This is a genomic window from Bacillus sp. AC266 (assembly GCF_979253805.1).
This window is the reverse complement of sequence record NZ_CEEDEC010000006.1, coordinates 343,647-365,507: the sequence shown is the minus strand read 5'-3', so window position 1 is coordinate 365,507 and position 21,861 is coordinate 343,647. Positions and strand designations below refer to the sequence as shown.

20 protein-coding genes and 2 pseudogenes are annotated in these 21,861 nt (G+C 31.1%); 10 read left to right on the top strand and 12 right to left on the bottom strand.

Annotation, left to right across the window (positions count from 1 at the left end; all coding sequences use genetic code 11):
- The first annotated feature begins 53 nt into the window (after positions 1–53).
- Both AC0IXC_RS23835 and AC0IXC_RS23830 read left to right on the top strand, forming a co-directional pair.
- The gene (locus AC0IXC_RS23835; protein ID WP_471653450.1) at positions 54–2,342 is read left to right on the top strand and encodes a PA14 domain-containing protein; all 2,289 of its coding nucleotides are present in this window, start codon (positions 54–56) and stop codon (positions 2,340–2,342) included.
- A 43-nt stretch (positions 2,343–2,385) separates the two neighbouring features.
- A complete protein-coding gene (locus tag AC0IXC_RS23830; protein WP_471653449.1) occupies positions 2,386–2,850 on the top strand; it encodes a hypothetical protein in 465 nt (154 codons plus the stop codon).
- A 561-nt stretch (positions 2,851–3,411) separates the two neighbouring features.
- On the opposite strand, the gene AC0IXC_RS23825 is transcribed toward AC0IXC_RS23830, so the two are convergent.
- The 4 genes and pseudogenes from AC0IXC_RS23825 to AC0IXC_RS23810 all read right to left on the bottom strand — a co-directional run.
- Positions 3,412–4,368, bottom strand: coding sequence for a CBASS cGAMP-activated phospholipase (locus AC0IXC_RS23825; protein ID WP_471653448.1), 957 nt, complete (start codon positions 4,366–4,368; stop codon positions 3,412–3,414).
- Positions 4,369–4,390: 22 nt separating this feature from the next.
- Positions 4,391–4,789: a type II CBASS E2 protein gene (locus AC0IXC_RS23820; RefSeq protein ID WP_471653447.1), complete on the bottom strand. Its 399-nt coding sequence runs from the start codon at positions 4,787–4,789 to the stop codon at positions 4,391–4,393.
- The gene (locus tag AC0IXC_RS23815) at positions 4,776–5,816 is read right to left on the bottom strand and encodes an SMODS domain-containing nucleotidyltransferase (protein ID WP_471653446.1); all 1,041 of its coding nucleotides are present in this window, start codon (positions 5,814–5,816) and stop codon (positions 4,776–4,778) included. The genes AC0IXC_RS23820 and AC0IXC_RS23815 overlap by 14 nt, the downstream gene beginning before the upstream one ends.
- Positions 5,817–5,931: 115 nt before the next feature.
- Positions 5,932–6,108, bottom strand: a pseudogene (locus tag AC0IXC_RS23810) (class Ib ribonucleoside-diphosphate reductase assembly flavoprotein NrdI); the annotation flags it as partial.
- Positions 6,109–7,298: 1,190 nt separating this feature from the next.
- On the opposite strand from AC0IXC_RS23810, the gene AC0IXC_RS23805 reads away from it, so the two are divergent.
- Positions 7,299–7,463: a hypothetical protein gene (locus AC0IXC_RS23805; RefSeq protein WP_179864171.1), complete on the top strand. Its 165-nt coding sequence runs from the start codon at positions 7,299–7,301 to the stop codon at positions 7,461–7,463.
- Between the two features lie 443 nt (positions 7,464–7,906).
- Positions 7,907–8,086, top strand: coding sequence for a hypothetical protein (locus tag AC0IXC_RS23800; RefSeq protein WP_098134605.1), 180 nt, complete (start codon positions 7,907–7,909; stop codon positions 8,084–8,086).
- A 133-nt stretch (positions 8,087–8,219) separates the two neighbouring features.
- On the opposite strand, the gene AC0IXC_RS23795 is transcribed toward AC0IXC_RS23800, so the two are convergent.
- Positions 8,220–8,738 carry a hypothetical protein gene (locus AC0IXC_RS23795; protein ID WP_471653445.1) on the bottom strand — a complete coding sequence of 173 codons (519 nt, stop codon included), beginning with the start codon at positions 8,736–8,738 and terminating at the stop codon, positions 8,220–8,222.
- Positions 8,739–8,995: 257 nt separating this feature from the next.
- Between AC0IXC_RS23795 and AC0IXC_RS23790 the strand changes: the two genes are divergently transcribed.
- Positions 8,996–10,363 carry a tetratricopeptide repeat protein gene (locus tag AC0IXC_RS23790; protein ID WP_471653444.1) on the top strand — a complete coding sequence of 456 codons (1,368 nt, stop codon included), beginning with the start codon at positions 8,996–8,998 and terminating at the stop codon, positions 10,361–10,363.
- Positions 10,364–10,479: 116 nt separating this feature from the next.
- Here the strand turns inward: AC0IXC_RS23790 and AC0IXC_RS23785 are convergent, their stop codons facing one another.
- The 3 genes from AC0IXC_RS23785 to AC0IXC_RS23775 all read right to left on the bottom strand — a co-directional run bounded on the left by AC0IXC_RS23785 (position 10,480) and on the right by AC0IXC_RS23775 (position 13,138).
- Positions 10,480–11,208, bottom strand: coding sequence for a hypothetical protein (locus AC0IXC_RS23785; protein ID WP_471653443.1), 729 nt, complete (start codon positions 11,206–11,208; stop codon positions 10,480–10,482).
- A gap of 235 nt (positions 11,209–11,443) precedes the next feature.
- On the bottom strand, positions 11,444–12,616 hold the full coding sequence (locus AC0IXC_RS23780; RefSeq protein ID WP_471653442.1) for a DUF418 domain-containing protein: 1,173 nt from the start codon (positions 12,614–12,616) through the stop codon (positions 11,444–11,446).
- A gap of 39 nt (positions 12,617–12,655) precedes the next feature.
- A complete protein-coding gene (locus AC0IXC_RS23775; protein ID WP_471653441.1) occupies positions 12,656–13,138 on the bottom strand; it encodes a thioredoxin family protein in 483 nt (160 codons plus the stop codon).
- Positions 13,139–13,397: 259 nt separating this feature from the next.
- On the opposite strand from AC0IXC_RS23775, the gene AC0IXC_RS23770 reads away from it, so the two are divergent.
- A complete protein-coding gene (locus AC0IXC_RS23770; protein WP_471653440.1) occupies positions 13,398–14,765 on the top strand; it encodes a hypothetical protein in 1,368 nt (455 codons plus the stop codon).
- A 555-nt stretch (positions 14,766–15,320) separates the two neighbouring features.
- Complete coding sequence (locus tag AC0IXC_RS23765; protein ID WP_471653439.1) at positions 15,321–15,833, top strand: hypothetical protein; 513 nt, start codon at positions 15,321–15,323, stop codon at positions 15,831–15,833.
- Between the two features lie 554 nt (positions 15,834–16,387).
- On the opposite strand, the gene AC0IXC_RS23760 is transcribed toward AC0IXC_RS23765, so the two are convergent.
- Positions 16,388–16,660 carry an HU family DNA-binding protein gene (locus AC0IXC_RS23760; protein ID WP_016097171.1) on the bottom strand — a complete coding sequence of 91 codons (273 nt, stop codon included), beginning with the start codon at positions 16,658–16,660 and terminating at the stop codon, positions 16,388–16,390.
- A 680-nt stretch (positions 16,661–17,340) separates the two neighbouring features.
- Here AC0IXC_RS23760 and AC0IXC_RS23755 point away from each other — a divergent pair.
- Together AC0IXC_RS23755 and AC0IXC_RS23750 are read left to right on the top strand one after the other, a co-directional pair.
- A complete protein-coding gene (locus tag AC0IXC_RS23755; protein WP_471653438.1) occupies positions 17,341–17,910 on the top strand; it encodes a group-specific protein in 570 nt (189 codons plus the stop codon).
- Positions 17,911–18,577: 667 nt separating this feature from the next.
- Positions 18,578–19,285 carry an IS6 family transposase gene (locus AC0IXC_RS23750; RefSeq protein ID WP_113769875.1) on the top strand — a complete coding sequence of 236 codons (708 nt, stop codon included), beginning with the start codon at positions 18,578–18,580 and terminating at the stop codon, positions 19,283–19,285.
- Between the two features lie 63 nt (positions 19,286–19,348).
- On the opposite strand, the pseudogene AC0IXC_RS23745 reads toward AC0IXC_RS23750, so the two are convergent.
- The 3 genes and pseudogenes from AC0IXC_RS23745 to AC0IXC_RS23735 all read right to left on the bottom strand — a co-directional run.
- Positions 19,349–19,594 (bottom strand): annotated as a pseudogene (locus AC0IXC_RS23745) (helix-turn-helix domain-containing protein); the annotation flags it as partial.
- A 92-nt stretch (positions 19,595–19,686) separates the two neighbouring features.
- Positions 19,687–20,013: a helix-turn-helix domain-containing protein gene (locus AC0IXC_RS23740; protein WP_258127236.1), complete on the bottom strand. Its 327-nt coding sequence runs from the start codon at positions 20,011–20,013 to the stop codon at positions 19,687–19,689.
- A gap of 212 nt (positions 20,014–20,225) precedes the next feature.
- Entirely contained in the window at positions 20,226–21,269 is a 1,044-nt protein-coding gene (locus AC0IXC_RS23735; RefSeq protein WP_471653437.1) for a tyrosine-type recombinase/integrase, read from the bottom strand.
- A gap of 231 nt (positions 21,270–21,500) precedes the next feature.
- Between AC0IXC_RS23735 and AC0IXC_RS23730 the strand changes: the two genes are divergently transcribed.
- Positions 21,501–21,851 (top strand): zinc-finger domain-containing protein, encoded by a 351-nt coding sequence (locus AC0IXC_RS23730; protein ID WP_002169831.1) that lies wholly within the window; start codon positions 21,501–21,503, stop codon positions 21,849–21,851.
- The last annotated feature ends 10 nt before the right edge of the window (positions 21,852–21,861 follow it).

The following is a 21,861-nucleotide window of genomic DNA, read 5'->3' as shown; positions in this document are numbered from 1 at the left end:
AATGTTATATTATTTTTATGAATCCCGATATTTTAATTTAAAGGAGGATATATATGTTTAGTTTTTTTCGAGGAAAATCTTTTATTTTATTATTTTTTTTGTTTATGTTAGTTTCTACAAATGTAGAAGCAGAATCTCAAAATTCTAATTTGATTTCTTTTGAGAAAGCATCGATACAGGCTCAAACCTATTTTAATAATGTAACCCAAAATTCTGATTCTGGCTGGAATAATGGAAAATTACAGTTTGATAGAAAATTATACGACTATAACGGAAATGTAACTGCATATTTATTTGTAGTGCATAAGGGCAATATAGAGACAGGATTTTTGATAGTAAGTGGGAATGAAAACATACCTGGAGTGTTAGAATCTGCTAGGGAAGGGAATTCCCCTTATTATAAAGTGGACAAAGAGAACAGTGTTTACCTAGGGCCACTATCTCATTATAAAAAAGTATCAAATAATGATTTTATAGATATTCATTCTAACAAAAAGGTAGAAAAACCAAAGTTAGTGCCTTCTAATATATTTGAAAATAAGAAGATAATTGAGGGATTCAAAAAAAGAGATGATTCAAAAAAAATCCGCAGTTTTACTAATTCAGGGGAAGGAGAAATGCCACAATATACTTATAAATTCATCGAAGGTGTTCCAGATTTAACATGGACTTATGGCTGTACCCCAACAGCAGTGGCTAATATTGTAATGTATTGGTCAGAAAATGGATATCCACGCCTTAAAAGCAATCAGATGATTTATGATTTAGCAAAGGCTATGGAAACTACTGCTGATGGTTGGACAATTACTGATAAGGGATTAACAGGGTTGAAAAATTATTTTAATAAAAAAGGTGAGTATTCTGTAAATATAACTAATCATAGTGTATATAATGGTGCTCGACAAGATACTTTTTTTGATACATATAAAGAAGAAATTAATGCTCAAAGACCAGTATGGTTAAGTACTGGTAACCATCCTACTTTTGGTAATCATTCCATGGCAGGAATAGGTTATGAAGAATTTTTTGATTCTACAGAAAAACAATGGTACCGTTCAGCAATTGTACACGATACCTGGGAGAGCACGATAAGGGATTACTACATCGTTTGGGTGCCAGAGATTGATGAGGTCATCTCTATAAAACCAGGCTCCGATATTAATTCAGAAAATAATAAAATTTATAGTGAAAAAGGATCTGCTATTCATTATAATTGGGGAACAGGATCTCCCGCTGGGCAACCGAATGATAATTTCCAAGCCAAATTTGACCAATCTCAACATCTAAATCATGGAGATTATTTTGTACAAACATTAGCGGATGACCGTGTTCGTGTAACATTTGATAATAAGAAAATAATAGATCGGTGGACCGATTCAGCGGGACAAATTGATAGGGCGTTACTTACTGGAGTAAACTATGGCAACCATGCTATGACCACTGATTTTTATGAGAATTCTGGAAATGCGGTGATTTTTTCTGACATTGTCCCTTTTAATTCATGGTTAGCTTATTATTATCCAAATAAAAATTTAGAAGGACTTCCTGTTGATGCTAAGGTGCTTCCTCCAACGGGAATAAATTATATACTTTCAGAAAATCACGGTGCAGGTTCTCCAACATCAAAGGTTCCGGCTGATGGTTTTTCTGCTCGATACACAACTGTTAAACGTTTAAAGCAGGGGGATTATACAATAAGGGCTAGAGCTGATGATGGAATACGGGTATTGATTGATGGGAAAGTTGTTTTAGATCGATGGACTCCTAGTGGATTTAGAGAAGATGCACGGAAAATAACAATTAAAGATGGAACTGCGAGTTGGGCTGCTGGAAATTCAGACCAAAAAGATATACATCTCATTGAGGTACAGTATTTTGAGGACACTGGAGTAAGTCAAATGGAGTTTGAAATGGAAGAGTTTTGGATGACCTTTGATTCCAAAGTAAATCCTAATAAAAACTGGTTAGCAGTATTCTACAACAATAAAGATTTAAAAGGGGATGCAATTCTTAGGGGAGGTAATTCTTTAGATATAATTAATAAACTTGAATTTGATTGGGGAAGTGGTTCGCCAGATTCCAATATACAATCTGATAATTTTTCAGCGTTCTTTTCAAAGTGGGAAAGCTTTGAACCTGGTGAATATGAATTTGAAGTGAAAGCTGACGATGGAGTAATAGTATCTGTAGGAGAGCATAAAATTATTGACTCATGGGTATCTAGTGCAGGTGGGGTTCGAAAAGAGACAACTTATTTGTCGGGCCTAAATAGAATTGAAGTGAAGTACTTAGAGCTAACTGGAAATGCATATTTGCAGTTTAATTATAGGAAAATAAAGTGAATATAAATTTTGGTATTTATTAATTCATTATGGAGAATAAGTTATGAAGAAAAAATTTGTTGTTATTTTACTTTTATTTGGGATAGTAGTTTCTACTTCTAGAGCTTTTGCCGATGGAGAAATTATTATCCAAAATGAAGTTCATGGTTCATTTTATAGTGTACAAAAAGATAATGATAACTATGTATGGAAACTTGGTTATAAAAATTCTAATTCAATAATAATGGAAAATAATCAAAATGCATCGAGCTTAGAAGAGTTTCGAAATGTTATTGATAAAATAAGCCAAATTAATTTAGAGTTCTATGTTTCAATAGCCTATTTGATTATAGTATCTTTATTTCTTTTAGTATGTTTGATAATAAAGAGAAGGAGTATTCCAAAATGGTTTTTATTAATCATGATGATTTTATTAATAATATCCACAAATGCTGTTGTACACAAAGCAATTGATTTATCCGTTACACAAGAAAAGGCGAAATTTATATATTTTAAACTCTCTCGATAAATGGAACGGTTGTAGTATTCACTTGCTACAACCGTTTTTCTCTTTTTATTGTATTAATAATTTTACATACCATATTTAAAATGAATTGTAGTGATTTACACAATAATCTTCTAGAGTGTTTCGTTTTTAAAGGTAAAGTAATTAAAGGTTTATTGTGTGGATAATAAATAATGAGAAAAGATGCCATTAGAATGCTGGTAGAGAAAGAAAGCTCTTTTCTTTTAATCCTTAAAATTTAATGTGTAGATTATATAATTGAAAAAACTATACATCTATAGAGGAAAAAAGATAAAGAAAATTTATATAACAAATTATTATATTGTGTACTTTTTGGGACATTTTTATAAAACAACTATTCAATTATTTATCCAGGGTTAACATTTAAACCAATAGCAATTTTGAAACAATAAAAAAGCTATCTAATTTTTAGATAGCTTTTGATTTAATAACTATGTAGAATGCCTAGATGGTTATATAATATCCAGGATTAACTTACGTGATTTGAATAATTCCTCCTTAGGACGATGAATTACCGTATACACAATACAACTTTAAACTTTTTTATTCACTAAAGAATTGAGTACGAATGTTACCTTTTTCAAAGGTATCTAGGAGCTTTTGATTTGCCTCATGTTGTAATCTTCCTAGAATATTAGAATCCGTAGTATCTAGTTTATAATTTACCCCTGTATCAAAATCTATACGGGATAATCGATCACCAATTAAGTAACAAGCTGTATAAAATGCACCCTTGGATTGTGCTTGCATTGTAAAATCAACTAAGTGTGTTTTCCATGATAAAATACCGCCTCTTATGGCGTTTTTGTTATCAATCTCATATAAACTTGTCCCAGTTCCAATAGAGAGAACTTTAATTTGTTCCAATGAATAGCCCAATTTAACAGCTTCAGCGATAGCAACCAATATAGGATTATTTGCCCATAGACCGCCATCGATTTTACATTCATTATCATCTATAACTGCTGCAGGTAGATAAGTAGGTGCGGCAGATGTTGCTAAAGCTATTTTCCACATTTCAATATTACCATCTTTAATAAAATTTGGATGATGTGGTGTTTTATATACTTTTGGACTAGCCTTTTGATGTTCTATTGATGGCACACAAACCATTGTTTTAGCCTCTTTTAGCAGTGTGTTTCCAAAAGTTTCTTTTAACACTTGGATTAATCCATCATTTTTGTATTTTGAATGAAAGAAAGCTCGGGATTTAATTCTTTTTTTTCCAAATATATTTTTCCCATTATTAATATACAATTCTAATATGTTTTTAGCTGGAATGCCGTTTGCTAATCCTAATGCAATTATTCCTCCTGTAGAAGTTCCAGCAATCAGATCAAAGTATTCATGAATTGGTTTTGAAATTTGTTCTTCAACATCAGATAAATACTTTGCTGGGAATACACCCTTCATACCACCACCATCAATAGCAAGTATTTTAAATTCATTCTCTTTACGTGGTGTCCATTTATTATTTTTTACGCTTTCCCAGTCAATCAATCTATTAATTCCTCCTTAATTGTCATTTCTTATAAGAGTATGAGTGAGGTGCTTCTGGTCCCCACCAAATACCATCTTCTAACCATTTTTCATAATAATAAAGCCATTCCGCTGTCCAAGGAATTATCGTATCCGCGATAAATAGGGAATCGTTATAGCTATTATCATCGGGATAATAAAGGCAAAGTGATCCGTCGCCATAAAGGTGAGGGACTTCTCTATGAATACAAGGTTCTATAATAAAAACTTTTGGGCTAAATCTTTTATAAATAATCTTAACAGTATAAAAAGATGATGAAGAGGTAGGTCGTAACCTACCTATCCAATATCCTTCCTTAAAGTATTTAAAGGACGGAAAACACTGCTGGATTTTTAGACACTGTTTGGGAATAGATAAGTATCGCTTTCTAAATTTTTTCATGAGCCGCATTTACACCAAAGAAACGATGCTCTTTGATTACTGCTCCTTGGTTGTTTTGATTCAGTATACCATCACTATTAACAAACACAGAGCCTGCCGCTACTGCAGATGCCATTTTCGCAGCTTCTGGAAGTTCTGAAGGGAATTTTTTAGCACCGAAAATCTCTTGCCATTTTATAATACTAGCTTCCTTATTTGACTCTTCAAGGGCCTCAAGACTTTGTTGGTGTAATTTGTCTAATTTATTCTTAAAAATGCGACATTTATTAACAGTCCAATCCCTAGCCAGATTCTCGTCTTCTAAAGAAGGATTGCATATTTGAATTACTTCATCGTCTTCTTTATCTTCAATTAATGTATTTAACTTAATCACCATATTTTTCGTTGTTTCTACAAGTGTTTCAGCATAAGAGCTTTTTGCGATCATATAATGTCCAATTAATGTTGTAAGTAAAATGGATTTTGGTGCTGCACTACTACTGACATTTTGGTCACGCCAATACTTTAGTATTTTGACTGTAGAGCGGAATTTTTCATCATGTTTGATATGTTTTTTGTCACACCATTTTTTAAAGCCTGCTGGATTAGTTTTTACCCAGTCATCTTCTTTTTTAGAAGGAATTAGAATGGAATCACCATAAGTTGTTCGAGCGGGAACAATATCAACATGAAAATCTCCAGCATAATTAATTTGAATGCACCGATCTTTTGTTTTGATTTTGTCTTCATATGCTTTTTTAGTTTTTACACGTTCAACAACCCAGTTGAAAAATTCTTTTGAATCATCCTTTTTCACATCTAATAGAAGAATAACATCTACATCAAATTCACCATCATCAGATGGACGAATGGCTGTCTTGGTAGCATAGGAACCCTGTGAATAAAAATCTTTGAATTTTTCACTAAGTTCTTCATCTGTACTTAAAAGTTCTTCCCATGTTACTAAAGCGCTATTTATTCTTTCTTTTCGGCCTTTGTTTAAACTTAAATTACTAATAAATAGTTTGAAATATGATGTTAATTTCAAATGTTAGTCCTCCTTTTTTATATTATATTTCAGCAATATTTTGTTCTTTACGTAATACCAGTCCATCTTGATAAGGATTTAGACTTTTTAGTGTGCAAATTCATAAAATTTCATAATTGCGCTCTAAAAAGTCTAAAACACGTTCTGGTACATTGCCAAAATCTGTTGTATACGTAATAAGAATAAAGTCTTCATCTATTACTAGATCTTCATCAATTTGAACGGCCGGCATATTTAATTTGTGGATGAAACGCTTCACGTTTCCTGTCATAGAATCATATGCAACTAACATTTCCGACCCTACCTCTCCAATCTATACTCTATGTATGTCGTTCTCGATTTCTCTATATATTGTATTATGTTTCAAAATAAGGCACAAGATATATGTATGAATTCTTTCTTTTTTTAACTTTTACTTTTCGACATGATAGCCGTTTTTTTTCAATACAATGACTATGAAACAACATTCTAAAACTCATGTCAATAAAGTGCTTTTCAAAAAAGTTGTCATCGAATTTAACCTTATTTTAAAAAAAGTTAACAATATTTTTTGTCATAAAACGGTAAATACTGGAGGGATATATTTTTCCAGCATCACGCAAAAAAGAACAGACATGAAACGATAATCTGTTCTAACAAACGATTACATTTATCAATTTTACTTTATTAAATATTATACATATACTTTCGTTTCTCGTTACGTACTAAAAGATAACTATTATAGAAAAAGATTATTATTATGGAGTTTCAATTTATGTATGAAAAATTTATTCAGAGTACTCGATTCTTAAAGTTTCAAAATAAGACACAAGATATAAATAAAAAATTTTTCTTTTTTTCAGCTTTTACTTTTCGATATGATAACCGTTTTTTCAATACAATGACTATGAATCAAGCATTGTACATACAGGAGCTTCTTCATCAAAGTATACGATTATTCCTTCTACGTACTCATAAAACTCGGTAGTAAACGTAAAAGAACCGCCCCTAAAAATGCCTGCAAGCGAAAGGGCGGTTCTAAAAAAAGATAATTTAATTTTAGCAACCGACCACCTTGCGGTAGCAGTTACTTGGACAGGATGTTGATGCATCCTGTCTTTATTGGTGTATACACACTGTTAAAAAAAATACTAGCTACTATCAATTATTATAGCAACTAGTATAGAAATTGTTAAACTATTTGTTTGAAAATTAAGTATTAACGCTTGTTATTTTAATAGGTTGTATAGAAATTTGTTTTAAGAGCGTTATCAATCTATTTATTAAGTTATAGTTATCTCTAATGTAAATGCACTATTATAGCGTGAAAAGGCTGTTAGAACCGAATCTGAGAAGTGTTTTTTTAATTAACTTTATATCAAAATTTCGCGAAATTATAAATTGAAGTTAGACAACTTTGTGGTATGATAAATATAGTAACTTGAAACGTGGGTGGGCGGTTGCAGCCTTTCGTCATTTGATGATGAAGGGAGGTGTAACCGTATGGATATTTTACAACAATTATTACTAGCTGCTGTAGGACTATTTTTGAATACGATTGCAGTTGAGTCCGCAAAAGCATTAGTAGCAAGGCGTAATAATAAACGTAAAAGAACCACCCCGACGTCGACCAAACGTAAAAGAGGTGGTTCTAAGAAGAACAAATAACTTTTTCTTTGCAACCAGCCACCTTGCGGCGATAGTTACAAATTGGACGGGATGTTGACGCATCTCGTCTTTTATATTATGCACTTACCATAGTAAGTTAAAACCATTAATTTAATATATATCTTGTCCGATGTACAATTGTGTACTGACCTTAATGAAAAACAAGCTTGATTTAAACTAGTAAGCTGTCCCCATATAAGTGTGGCCGCCATCCACAATGTGCTCGACATCGTCCAGGCTGTACAGCTTGTCCATCTACATCCATTATACCGTTTACGTCTGAACTTGACAACTACAAACAATTCAATTATAAGAAGTTATGTTGCATAAAAATAGCCCCCAGGATCGTTTCATTCTAAATTAAATACCTCGTTTATGTGTTAAACTTATCAAAATTGTTATAATGAATAATACAGAAATAGTTTATTCAAGGGGGATTTTTAATGCCAATGGAACGAGTATCAGTAACCGGAAATACACTAGAAGAAGCAGAAGGTAAATTTGAGTGGGAAATGACAAAAAAAAATTTAATTTATGGTCCAAAGGAAAAAGAAGTCATAGACTGTACAGATGCTGATACAGATTATAATTGGATGATTGTATATAAACCGTATGGTTTCTAATACGTAAAATGTTAAAAATAACGCCCCTCTATACGTTGGGGCGTTTCGTTCGTTATTCTACTTTTTGTAGTAGGGGTACCGCCACATCACTATGTACTGGATTTTCTTCCTTATTATTTTAAGATTGCTATAATTATTTTATTTTATCGCAAGTGTAAAATTTATTATGAAACCATAGTGTACTTTCACCCGCCCATTGGAAGAAAGGATGGTCGGAAGAACTACCTATATACAAAGGTGTATCATGTAAATAAAGTTGTTCAACAGATGACCCCCTAACAAAACAATTATTTGTTAAATGCAATGCATCGAAATCCATACTAAGTTTTTCGAAATCTATATATGAAATATATTCTTTAAAATTTATGCGACCATAATTGGTTAATAAATGATTAATGTCGTTAGCATCGTTCACAACATATATATTAGCTTCCATGGGACTCAATGTATACCAATTAGCATCATACATCGGAATCTCTTTTAAAAATTTTGATCCGTGTTTTTTATTGGTGAAACTAGAAGTCCAGAATCCATAATTAGGTTTTGCTGCGTTTTTTACGTTTTTCACACTATGAATTGGGGATAATTGGTGTAATTTTAAAATTTCTTTACTTGCATGTAGTTGTAAGCCTAATGTCATGTTCTGTTTCATTTAAAGTTTCCTCTCTATTTTGATTTCCCTAAGACTAAAGAACTAAGCTCATTTATTATACATTAAGTTTTAGAAATTAATTTAAGTGGTTCAGCCGAGATAAGTATAGAACTAAGTCACATAAATACAAATATTACTAATTGTTATTTTTCATTATTTCTATAACCTTAGGTAAGCATGATAATATATTAATACGTACCAAATATAATAGCTTTAAGTTCTTTATAAATTTATGGGATAGGGGAACGAGAACAACTATGAAAAAATTCTCTCTAGAAAGAAATTCACAATGTCTTTGTGGTTCAGGAAGAAAATTTAAAAATTGTTGCGGGGATATTTTAGCTAACATTACTAAAGAAATGGATGTACAAAAGGAAATTAATGAGAAAAACTTTGATAAAGCTCTTAAACTCTCTCTAGCAGACTTAACTAGATATATGATTCATGTTAAAAGAGATACAGAACCAATGCTTTTAAACAATCCAACTTTAGGAGAAGATTTATTAAATCTAGATTTAATGGCACTAGAAGAAATTCTTGATAAAATACTTTTCGTTATAAAGACTGGAAATTTAGATATAGATTTCATAGCCATGCTTAATAATTTAAAGAAAGTTTTTTATAATTTATATTGGCATCAATTGCTAATCTATCATAAGGCTGTTTGGTACTATTTATATCAGAATGATATAAATAAAGCAGCAGTGATACTTTCTGAAGTTTCATATAAGGAGATTCATGACGTAAAATTCCTTCAACTATATTTAGATGTGAGGAACAAGTACCTTTCGTTTACAGATAAAATGGAAATAATTGACATATTAATAAAAAGAGCAAATAATTCAACGGGAAAAATACAATATATGGCGAGTAAAGGGGTTGAATTCCTCCATATTGAAGATATAGAGAAGAGTAAAGAGCTGTTTAATGAAGCGGTAATATTTGCTGAGAAAAATATAAATCATTTTAAAACCACATACGATTATTTTCATTTGGGAAATCTCTATAACCACGCTGGTAAAATGTTCGATAATAGAGGATACGTAGAAAATGCTGTTACTTACTATACTAAGATATTTGAAGATAAAAATGTGACTCAAAAAGGTATTTCAGATGCTTATGCAAGGTTAGGGGATGCATATTTACATTTAGATAATCATGAAGAAGCCCTTAAATGCTATGAGAAAAGTGTGGATATTGATGGAAATGTATTGGCGACAACTTTCATTGCACGTATGTTTATTGCTATTGAAGAGTTTGAAAAAGCTTCATCCATTTTAAATGGTATCAATATGGATGAATTAGAGGATGAGGGGAAAATTGAATTTGCATTTATCTATGCAGAGTTAATGCTACATACAAAAAAGAAGAATGGAATAGAATTTATATTAGTTAAGTTAAAGGGATTAGATATTTCTTCTAAATATTTTAATGACAAGAAAAATAAATTCATAATTGAACTTCAAGACTTGTTGCATTCTTGTAAGGATGATAATGAAAATTCTGGTATAAGGACAATTTTAGAAAAGATAAATGATTATTTAATTCTACAACCTAACATAGCGGGAGTAGGTATAAATTTTAATGAAATATTTAAAAGTATATTGAAAAGAAAGTCGAAATAAAATAATCATGTATATTTTATAAACGGTAGAAAAAAGCTGAAACAAATGTTTCAGCTTTTTTAGGTTACAATTTATTTAACGTACAAAATTTGCGTTTTGATGGTGCTACCCTGTTATTAACTTACAGGATTTTCTTTTTTATCTTTTTTCTTTTGCAACAATTCGATAGCACCTACTGATCCTAAGAAAATCATCATACTAATAAATGCAGCAATTGTAAATTCTTCTCGCCTCAATATAGTTGAAATAAAACCAACTAAAGTAAAAGCGACTGCAAATACTATTGTTTGATATTCTTTTCGTTTTTTTCTCATTGTTCCATTTACAATGCTGCCACCTATAATTCTTCCAGAAATATTAACTTGTTCGAATTCAGTTGATATAAGTTTTAAAGTAACATAGTCCTTTGGATTAAATAGTATTGGCTTTATTGATAATGTGCCTTCCAAATCAGTGTAATCAAATTCAACATCAAAATCTAAAGGACTAGACTTATATATTTCCACATCAAATATCTTAACTGGTACACCATCACTTTTTATGAAATTGATTTTTAAAGGCTTAATTTTCTCAAATTCATCTTCTTTGATCGGTTCATTTCCGATATTCCCCAGAGTGAGAATAGATAAACAGGCACCTTCTTTAATCTCCTGATTATCAAAATATATCTTCACTTTGCTATGTAATTGATTAAATAATGGCGTCTTATTAGAGATGACGTATTCTAACTTTTTTTGTTTTCTGTTTTTTAAAAAGTAAAACAACCCCAGACCAATTCCTGTTATACCTATAATTATAGAAAAAATAGTCCCATAATTCTTAAAAAAATCTAATGCTTCTTTCATATATATCCCCCTAACTTTATATATATTTTAATTTAAAAATGTTAAGTTAACCAGAACTCTTATCTTAAAGTCTATTCTTGGTTACTACTTCGTTAAAAAAGTTTATATAGGGGTACAGCCATATGCCCATCAACTTAAGAAAAGTAAACACCCCCAAAACAAAAAAATGAGCTGACTTCTCAAAATAACTAACTGTAGAGAAAGAAAACTTTCATTTAGGGGGTACTTCAAAACCTTAGCTTGATGGCGATGTGGCGGTACCCCATTTATAAATCCATTTTCTCCATAGCCATTCGATAGGTCCATATCGGAAATACTTACTCCATAGTGTACTGAATATACATTGTACGATACAAATAAGAATCCCAAAGATACATAGCTGCCAGTATGTTAATTGTGAAATATCCTGGAAGCACGCTGAGAGAATCATTAGCGTGAGTATACTTTGGCTAATATAGTTAGTTAAGGCAAAGTTACCAACAGACATAAAAGGTTGTAGCCACCCTACATATTTTTCATTCTCGCATATTAAAAGAAGAAAACATATGTAGAATATACCGAGGGATTTTCCTCCGAATAGAATCCATAACTGGATATGGCTAGAGTAATAGATATCTGTTTCTATAAAATAATAGATGATAGGGAGGGAGAGCAGACATGATAGGAATAGCGAACACCACTGTAAAATTTGAATTTTCCCTCTGAGTTCCGATACGCGTCTAAAAATATTCTTCTTTCCAGCCCATAAACCTATTAAAAATAACCCAATATATTCCGGGATCCCTATTAGAAGTTGCTGAAATTCTTGTGTCATAAGAAAGAACAAACGAGCTTTTACTTGATGTAAATAATTTAAAAATAGATTCACTGTGTGATTAGTAGTGTTGCCTGTAAACATATATTGATAGTATTTTGGTATCTCTTCAGGAATAGAAGGGCTTGCATGTAAAAATAAAATAACATGTAGAGTATAACTAACTAGTAAAAAACTAAAACCTGTTATAAAAATAAGCTTAGTAGACCGCTTATAAAAGAACAATAGAACAAAACCCGCTATAGCATATGCATGTAAAATATCTCCATACCACAGAAAGATAAAGTGGAGTAAACCGAAGAGTAGCAAGATACACAATCTGCGGCTAAACAGCTTATACATAGAATAGCCTCTTGCTTCCGTATTTTTTATAAAGATATAAAATCCTACTCCAAATAAGAACGCAAAAATAGTATAGAATTTTGCTTGTATAAACAAATCTATTAAAAAACGAATCACTTTATCTGTACCGGAGTAACCCGCTTGATTAAAGGGATCTAGTCCCGTCATAGCAGGTAGATTAGCAAATAGGATACATAGTATGGCCATACCTCTTATTATGTCTAAAGAATAAATACGGGCGTTTTGTTGCATGTAAATTCCCCTTTCTTACAAAGAAAAACGAGCACTATATTAACTAGCGCTCGAATTACGTCTCGCAAAGAATCCGTCATATGTAGCAGCTGACACTGCCCCTTCTAGGCGTTCAATTTCTTCGCCTCTATTATAAGCTACAACAACTGGAGTACCAGGAATGTCGAACTCTTGAAAGGCACTTTGATTTTCTGGCGTAGAGATATCAATACGATAGATGGTTCTATCATGCTTTTTTGACATACTATCGATATCTGGTGCAGCCTTTTTACAATAATGACAGGTTGGTTGATAGTAATACGCAATAAACTCTTCGTGGGATTGTATTTTTTGCTTTAATTCTTCTTTTGAAATATCTTTAATATTTTTGGGTGATCCTTTTGTGTCTGCAGCTGACACCATTGTTTTGTTTGGTGTTACAGTCTCTGGGTTAACAGATTCATTTTTAGTTAAAGTAAAGATAACGATACAAGCAACGCATAATGTAGTAACAATTGCTCCAATTTTGTAGACTTTTTTCATAGTAAATTCCTCCTTAAAGTAAAAAAAAGGACAAACCTCGCCCGAGTTAACTGGGCGTAAGGTTTGTCCTTCACGCTACGTACAATAGAGTATAAACAATGGTAACAAATTTTCTATCTACATAATAACATAAGATTTATATAGAATGCTATAATAATTTTTAAAAGAAAAACAAAGAAACTACTTAGTTTGTATAATTTCATGTACCAGATTATATATATAAAAATTAATAAAAACCACAATAAGGGGATTCTCTCTATTGCCTCCAACTGTTAGGGACAATATCACCTCTCCATTAAGCATAAAAATATGCAACAAACAACGTCTCAAAAGCCTAAATGATATAATAATATTACTAATTATCTTAGATGAATGGAGTAATTTAATGGAGCCAATTATTGTTAAACTTTCAACAGAATTTAATACCACGGCAAAAGATTTAAAAGATAAATTTAATGAGTATCAAGGAAATCATCAAACTGAAACTACTTTTCATAATTCAGAAGCTCCTCTAGTTTGGATTATTCGAGGGTGTATTGAATATTTCGACCAATTAGACAATAGGTTTTTAGGTATAGGAAATGAATCAGGCATTCCAGACATGCAAGCGGATCATTTTGTTAACAATCTGTATCGACTAAATAATGCAATGAAATATCTAAAAAGATTATGGGATCTAAAAGAATATAAAATTCTTGATGAATTTAATATTCTTTTAGATATCAGAACACTTATTGTTCATTCAGGAGAGCAGCTTACAAAAATTGAATCTCTAGAGTTAAAGGGTTATAAAGATAGTCAACTCTGGAGAATTTTTAGCAACAAAGAAAATGATTCATTTACTCGACTTAGTTATTTCAACAATGAAAGCTTAGCTGAAATGGATTATTGTTTGGAAATAGCGAGTGATAAACACGACAAATCTAAAAAGGATAATTTATCGACAGTTGATCATCACATACAAAATGAAAGCTATCGTGACCAAAGAATATATTTAAAAGCAGAACAAATCCGAAATATTGTGATGACACAAGTTGAGTATTTTATAAATAGTGCTGACCAAGTAACATCAGTTAAAAGCTCTCGTAAATTTCCTCCTATCGAAGTAATAATAGACAAAGAAAATAATAAAATTAACTTCGATAAGATAGCTGAGTTAGTATCTAAAGATTTAAGAGGTGGGTATATTATTGAGGGTGGAATTGAGCATTGGAATGGGTTTGGCTTAAAAAGATTAATGGAATATACAAAAAAAAGGTCAGATATCTCTTTAAAAGTACGAAATCTTATTTATAAACGCATAGTTAACGTTATGACAAACTATTGGGAGAACTATCTAGATGCAAATATCCCTGGTGAGGAGTTACCTGACTTGGACATAATGCAAATTTTTTCAGATTACACTCCAAATTTTGATAAAAAGCATTATCTAGAAGGCGAAAAATTATTCACTAATATCGCTCCATATTTTAATACAAAAGACAGGAATGATTCTACGGATATCGGCTATTTAGCAATGTTCATTGATGAAATCAGCAGAGCTTTAAATATGAAATTTAATTTAGAGCAAAGCGTGGATGGGTTTGTGTGCGATTATATTGTTCAATCTATTGAAAAAACAGTTTAGTAATCTTTTGCTTAGCGTGGGGGTTCAAAGTGTTGGCAGTACCCCATGTAGTCAATGTATTCATCTCGAAACGTAAAAAAGACACTATAGAAAGTGTCTTTTTTTACGTTGACATACTATGAAAGAAAATGTAGCGATTAATCATAATTTGTTGGATACTTCTTGATTAATCCTAGTATAACATTAATATAGGTATTTATAAATATGATTTTATATATATTCAGATTTAATTAAATTAGTGGATTCGTCTCAAATATTATTAGGAAAATCAAATTTTTCTATATTTAAAACTAAGCTAGTATAATTGTTAACAAAAAGACTACTATGTATACATAGTAGTCTTTTTTATAGTTATATATCGAAATTCAAATGATTGTAATAGATGAATTAATTGTAAAATATATACATTTATAGTTGATTATAATACTATTATTATAAATATTGGAAATAGAGGGTGGTATATGTAAATGATTTAGATAAAATTTGAAACTTTTTATAGTGAGTTTATAGTTTTGGGAGAAGCAGAAAAAATTAAATTTTGGGGGTTAATTCACTATGTTAAAGAAAATGATGTTTATGTTAATGGCTCTAACTCTAGTTTTTGTCCCAACTCTCGCTTCAGCTGCAACTATTGAAGATGGAAAACAAAAGGCTACACCTGAGGAGTTAGAAGCTCAAGTTAAAGAACTAGAATATATTTTTTCAGTACTTATGGTAAAAAATGATGAAACAGGTAAGTACGTTCTTAATAAAGAAGAACTAGCGAAATCTTCATATAATAATGAAGAAAAAGCAGCAATTATTGCTGGTGTTTATGTAATGAATGATGAAGAAATGCCATCTAATGTTTATTCAAGTAATGTTTGGGAAAGATGTTGGCAGGATGCATTAGGTATTGGCAAGTCATATTTTAATCAAATAAAATCGTATCTCAAAAAGGAAGATTACTGGGGAGCATTGGGAGTGCTTTCATTGCTTGGATTGTCCGTAAACCCAGTGGTACTATTTGGTTTTGCAGTAACTTGCGGACCAGCTCCGGCATCTATTTCACCTAATCCTCATGAATAATTAACCTGGTATCTTATAAGTAAATTTACTAAAATAAGAATCTCTTTTGTGAATCTATTCATGCAAAAGAGATTCTTTTATCTTTTTAACCAAGTATAGTTGTTAAATATGAAAATATTAAGTATATTTTGTTGAAAAAAAGTGGATTTGAAGTAAGTTAAACTTACATATGATATGCTTATTCTATACTAATTAATTTACAGTTGAGGAGTTGATCAGTTATTACTATTATAGAAAATATATATAATGCTTCTATATTATTAATGTTTTTATCTACTTTTAGTTTTTATCTGTATTTGCGAAAAATAAAAAGAGAAAGAAAGCTCACTGGTTTCGAACTTACAATGTTTATAATAACACAAGTTGGTTACATTCTTTGGGGAATCTATATTATTTATATAAATTTTGCATGATGTGTACTTAGAAATAATATGTTTAAAAATGAAGGGGTATCATCCGATATATATTTTGGATGATACTTTTTTGTTTTATGAACAAAAAGGCTATTGAAAAAGGGTCTGATATGAATATCAAACCCTTTTCACTATATGTAATTATTTCACTGCCTCTTTTAATTCTTTTCCAGCCTTAAAAGCAGGTGCTTTTGAAGCAGCGATTTGCATTTCTTCACCTGTTTGTGGGTTACGTCCTGTACGTGCAGATCTTTCACGTACTTCAAATGTACCAAATCCAAGAATCTGTACTTTCTCTTCATTTGCAAGCGCAGTTGTTATTGTATCTAATACAGCTTGTGTTGCTGCAGCTGCATCTTTTTGTGTAAGTTCTGCTTTTTCTGCTACTACTTTTGTTAATTCTGTCTTATTCATTTTCTACACCTCGTTATATGTAATCAGGTGACTATTATAACGTGCTTATACTTTTGATGCAATTAGTAACATACACATAAATTGTTTCCTAGCTGTCTAGCTAAAACAATGTTTTAGACTTATTAGGGGTCACACGACCGAAAAAAGAAAATTGTACGTTAAGGGATATTTCTTCTTTATTCTATTTTTTCGTAATGGACGTAAGTTTTCAAAATTCACTTTTTGATTTAAATTCCAAATATAATCACCGGGAGCGTAAAACAATATGAAAGTATACTTACCCGTTTTTATTTATGGCTATCAAAGAAAAGAGTTATTACTGATATATCGCCTCATGAAATTGTCAAAGTGCGAGGAACATATTGTACATATTATAAGTCCCCTTTTGAAGGCATACACTTTCCTTCTAACCACCCTGCTAAAACTGAATCTTAATTGGAAGAACAGGTATTATTTATAAAACATGGTATAAAAACTAATACAGGATTTTATATAACCGATGGCGAAAGGTTTTGAAGATAGGAAATCATACTCAAGTCATTGTTAAAATGCACAAAGCTTACAAATTTATTTTCTATCCATGTAACATCGTTTTGTAAATTGAAGTCTATAGAAAGTTTATTTCTATTAATACTTTGCTAATTCTAGTGTATGAAATATATATTTTATAGGAGGTATTTATGGAATATGTTTATCATATAGTACCAGATGAGTTAAAGGGAGAATATTTAATGCCCTTAAATGATTTAAAAATGATATACCCTAGTTTATATGATGATTATATACAGAAATATAAAGATCATCCTCAGAGAGAGAAATTATTAACACGTAAAATACCAAAACTAGAATGTTTATGGAACGATGTTTTGCATTTCTCATCATTGCATCCTCATCATATCTATCAAGTGATGAATGAAATCGGAGTAAAAATCAATACAAATAAACGGTTTTATCAGATTCCTATTAGCTCACTGAATAGTCAGCCCATAGCAATATACAAGTACTCGAAGGAAAATTGGGGTGGCCCAGGTAAAGAATTGAAAGACTGTGAAATAGTGCTCATTAACTTTAATGAATATAGAGAATTAAAACAATTAAACTTCTCTACAATAGAATATTATAAAGTTGAACACAAAAACGGCAGACGATTCGGGATATTCCATTTTATTCCCCATGTTCTTGTCAAAGGTAAAGTGGAGGTAAAAGATATTGAAATAATTAATTGGAGTAAACCTCCTGTTAATTACTAATTTTACAAACATAACCTTTAATACGATAAGACGTCATTTAATTAAAAAATATTAACGGTATGATATTATCAGGATATGAATTTGAAAACTTGTTAAATAAAAAGAAGTTCACTCAAAAAGTCGGTGAATCTCAAGAATTTAAAAATACCCTGGTATTTCCATATTGAATTAGGATTTTATTCATAATTTTATAAGTAAAAAATGTTTATGTAAAAAAGAGTCTGTCCCAAAGTATTACTTTGGGACAGACTCTTTTTTTATTTAACATAGTTACAATTAATAGTCTCTTTTGTTCATTCTTTTTAGGTTATATTTTTATGTTGTTGTGGTATTCAATGCATTTATTCTTATGAAAATCCATTTTATTCTAGTTATGAAGAACAACATACCGTATTTTTATTTTGTAATTATAGTATGTAGAGTATTTTTTAAAGTTTAGTATCTTAATCTCTATAACTACTAAATTATAGAGATTGTTATGGTTATAAATAACTTAAATAAATTTAAATAAAAAAAGTAATATTATGGAATCTGGTGGATTATATATTAATCGAGTAAGGGGTAGTTAAATTGAAGGTTCTGGTGCAAAAATTCCAAGACTCTTGCAAGTAATCTCCTAATCTTGGACATACTGATAGTATGACTCTAAAAAAGGTGTGTGATCAGTATGGAAAAGGAAAATTTGTTTAAATGGAAGCATTATCAGCCTGAACTAATCTTATTAACAGTAAGGTGGTACCTACGGTACAATTTGAGCTTCCGTAACCTGGTGGAAATGATGGAGGAAAGAGGATTATCAATTGCTCACACAACGATTATGCGCTGGGTTCATCAATATGGATCTCAATTAGAAGAGAAAGTACGACATCATCTTAAATCAACAAATGACTCATGGAGAGTCGATGAAACATATATCAAAGTAAAAGGTCAATGGATGTACTTATACCGTGCAGTCGATTCAGAAGGGTATACAATTGATTTTTATCTAAGTAAATCAAGAGATAAACAAGCAGCCAAGCGCTTTTTCAAAAAAGCCTTGGCTTTTTCGTATGTGTCTAAACCTCGCGTGATAACAGTAGATAAGAACCCTGCCTATCCTGTAGCGATTGAAGAGTTAAAAGAAGAGAAACATATGCCTGAAGGCATACAATTAAGGCAAGTTAAATATCTCAATAATATAGTGGAACAAGACCACCGGTTTATTAAAAGGCGAGTTCGTTCTATGTTAGGATTAAAGTCGTTTAAAACAGCAATCTCTATATTGAGTGGTGTTGAAGCCATGCATATGATGAAAAAAGGGCAACTTGTTTTACCGGATAAGTCTGTCCAAAACCAGAAACAATTTATTCATAAATTGTTTGGCTTAGCTTCATAAGATAGAAATGAAGAGGAAATTGCTACTCTATGTTTCTAACTAACATTTTCGCACCAGAACCGCCTGTGTTGTCGAAATCAAATCCTTAATTGGTTCGTCTTCAAAATCTGTTTGATAACCAATTAACATATTTACCGATACATTAAAATAAGACGCTAAAAGAATTAGTGTATTAATATCAGGCTCGTATCGATTGGTTTCCCAATTTTTAATCTGGCTTCGAGTTAAATTCAATTGTTCAGCTAGCTGTTCTTGCGTAAGATCTCTAGATTTTCTTAGTCTTTTTAATACTTCACCAAAATTTATCATAACTTTAGTATAAAATTTAAGAATTTCAACTACTACAAACAGTCGCTTTACTACCGTATAATACATAAGGTGTTATTTGCATTTGGTTAATTTCATTTGGTAAAGTGTTTTTTAATGAAATATGTATAATCGATAAGAATATCTAACGCTTCTTGTTGTTTTTCAGCAGGTAAATCTGCAAGTGCTACTTTAATGGATTCTAATTTACTTTCTAGAGGATTATTTCTTCCAAACAATTCATCAATGGAGATATTGTGCAGCTCTGCAATCCGCATTATCGAATCTGCATCAGGATCAGCTTTCCCATATTCCCAATTGGCATAAGTAGTGCGGGCAATATTTAGGCGATGTGATATATCGGATTGGGTGTATCCTTGTTTTTTTCGCAATTCAGCAAGTCGTTTGCTTAGATGAGACATATCATCACCTTTTCCTTTCTGATTTATAAGGTTAGTGTAAAACAGAAAAGGTAAAATGTACCCTTATGACTTATAATAAGTCATTTTTTTAATTTACTCGTAATAACTAGTCAAAATGTTATGATGAAAGAGAAAGATTTAGAGTTCTATGAACAAAAAAATAGGAAGAAATCGATACGTCAAATCGAGAATCTTCCTATTATATATGTTTACTAAAATAAAGAATTTCCTATATCTATTGTTGCCAAGTTTTGACGTCTTGTACGTTCCCTTAAATAACGTTCCGTCGTCATAATAGATTCATGTCCTAAATAGTCACGTATTTTCTTAAGCTCGACACCTTTTCCCATCAAATGATTTGCAAAGAAGTGCCTGCAGGTATGGGGAGTAATTCTATCTTTTCGATAACGTAGAAATGGTAAGTTTATTTCTACAATTTTTTCTGCTACATATTTTGATAAGTAGTCGGCCCTATAGTGAGAGCCATCCGCTTTAGGTAGAAAAGCAGATATGCTAGAGGCGTCCAATTCACTTGTTTGTTTACGCAATTGGCGAAGATGACAAATATCATCGAGTACATCCTCAAATATACGGACTTCTCTAGTTTTATTTCCTTTTCCAACTACACGTAGGAGATAGACATTTAAAGAAGGATGAAATGCAAGGTCAGCCCATTTTGAGTTTGCAACTTCCTCAATCCGGAGTCCAGTAGTCGTAAGGAGGAAAAACAAGGAATACATAAAGAAATTTGTTTTCTTCAGTGTATCTAGAATTTCATTCACTTCTTCCGGAAACAGGTCACGGTTGACTAGCTCTTCTTTTTTTACAGATACTTTTTTGAGACGACTACTAAAGTCGTCTGAGAGTCCATCGTTATCATAAACATATTTTAAAAACTGCTGAACCACTGTTTTCTTTCGACGTAATGTAGTGGCAGCATACTTCTTACTTAGCTCATAGAAATAGATTTCCATCTCATTATGGGATAACTCATGAATGGTTCCTATTTTTTCTTTTATGTACCGAAGCAAATGAGACAGATCATGCAGATATATCTTTTTTGTACGTTCACTTCTTTTTTTCGTTAAAGAAGGCTCATCATGTAAAAATAAGTAAACCAATGATTCTTCACTTAATTTGGAGTAATCAATGTTTCGAATACCCATACCCATAATTTTTTCAAAATGACTGCTATCAAAAAAATCTGATTTTGATTTAACAAGTTGGTCATTACTTTTGTAATTTATAATATTCAAATTTACACACAACCTTTAATAGAATGAAATAGTAAACATATATTTTTTATATAAATTTTATGATTCTAATTATACCACAATAAACAGGTTATTTATTGTGGTATAGATTGAAATGATAAAATATATACTTTTACCTTAATATTTAACGTTTCTGTTTAGATGATGTATAATGGAAATGTTTAATTCTTTTTTTTGTACATTTCAATCCAAATACGGTAGGAGGAGATTTTTTTGACTAGTCTTCGTCTGAAAATTTTACATGAAATCCATAATTTAGAAGATACCCATTGTTCAATTTGCCCTCTGAACAACCTATCAGTGAATTGTACAGATGAGCAAGAACAGGCAAAACAGAGAAACTACAAACATTGTAAAGGTTGTCCCATTTTCGATTCCATCCGAGAGAAAGGAGAGCAATTGAATTCTTTATCGAAAAAGAGTACATTTAATAAGGTACGAGAACGTTATATGGAGAATCCATTTAAGTATCTGCAGTATAAGGAGTACTCAATCACAGATGTAGTAAAAGAAACAGGTTTAACAAAGTATCAACTAAGAAAATTTAAACAACAGCTAGAATGAAAGTTTCGGA

Excerpts from the sequence above, each read along its gene's own strand:
- AC0IXC_RS23835 (WP_471653450.1), top strand. The coding sequence starts at position 54 with ATGTTTAGTTTTTTTCGAGGAAAATCTTTTATTTTATTATTTTTTTTG.
- AC0IXC_RS23830 (WP_471653449.1), top strand. The coding sequence starts at position 2,386 with ATGAAGAAAAAATTTGTTGTTATTTTACTTTTATTTGGGATAGTAGTT.
- AC0IXC_RS23820 (WP_471653447.1), bottom strand. The coding sequence starts at position 4,789 with ATGAAAAAATTTAGAAAGCGATACTTATCTATTCCCAAACAGTGTCTA.
- AC0IXC_RS23805 (WP_179864171.1), top strand. The coding sequence starts at position 7,299 with ATGGATATTTTACAACAATTATTACTAGCTGCTGTAGGACTATTTTTG.
- AC0IXC_RS23800 (WP_098134605.1), top strand. The coding sequence starts at position 7,907 with ATGCCAATGGAACGAGTATCAGTAACCGGAAATACACTAGAAGAAGCA.
- AC0IXC_RS23795 (WP_471653445.1), bottom strand. The coding sequence starts at position 8,738 with ATGAAACAGAACATGACATTAGGCTTACAACTACATGCAAGTAAAGAA.
- AC0IXC_RS23790 (WP_471653444.1), top strand. The coding sequence starts at position 8,996 with ATGAAAAAATTCTCTCTAGAAAGAAATTCACAATGTCTTTGTGGTTCA.
- AC0IXC_RS23785 (WP_471653443.1), bottom strand. The coding sequence starts at position 11,208 with ATGAAAGAAGCATTAGATTTTTTTAAGAATTATGGGACTATTTTTTCT.
- AC0IXC_RS23780 (WP_471653442.1), bottom strand. The coding sequence starts at position 12,616 with ATGCAACAAAACGCCCGTATTTATTCTTTAGACATAATAAGAGGTATG.
- AC0IXC_RS23775 (WP_471653441.1), bottom strand. The coding sequence starts at position 13,138 with ATGAAAAAAGTCTACAAAATTGGAGCAATTGTTACTACATTATGCGTT.
- AC0IXC_RS23765 (WP_471653439.1), top strand. The coding sequence starts at position 15,321 with ATGTTAAAGAAAATGATGTTTATGTTAATGGCTCTAACTCTAGTTTTT.
- AC0IXC_RS23760 (WP_016097171.1), bottom strand. The coding sequence starts at position 16,660 with ATGAATAAGACAGAATTAACAAAAGTAGTAGCAGAAAAAGCAGAACTT.
- AC0IXC_RS23755 (WP_471653438.1), top strand. The coding sequence starts at position 17,341 with ATGGAATATGTTTATCATATAGTACCAGATGAGTTAAAGGGAGAATAT.
- AC0IXC_RS23750 (WP_113769875.1), top strand. The coding sequence starts at position 18,578 with ATGGAAAAGGAAAATTTGTTTAAATGGAAGCATTATCAGCCTGAACTA.
- AC0IXC_RS23740 (WP_258127236.1), bottom strand. The coding sequence starts at position 20,013 with ATGTCTCATCTAAGCAAACGACTTGCTGAATTGCGAAAAAAACAAGGA.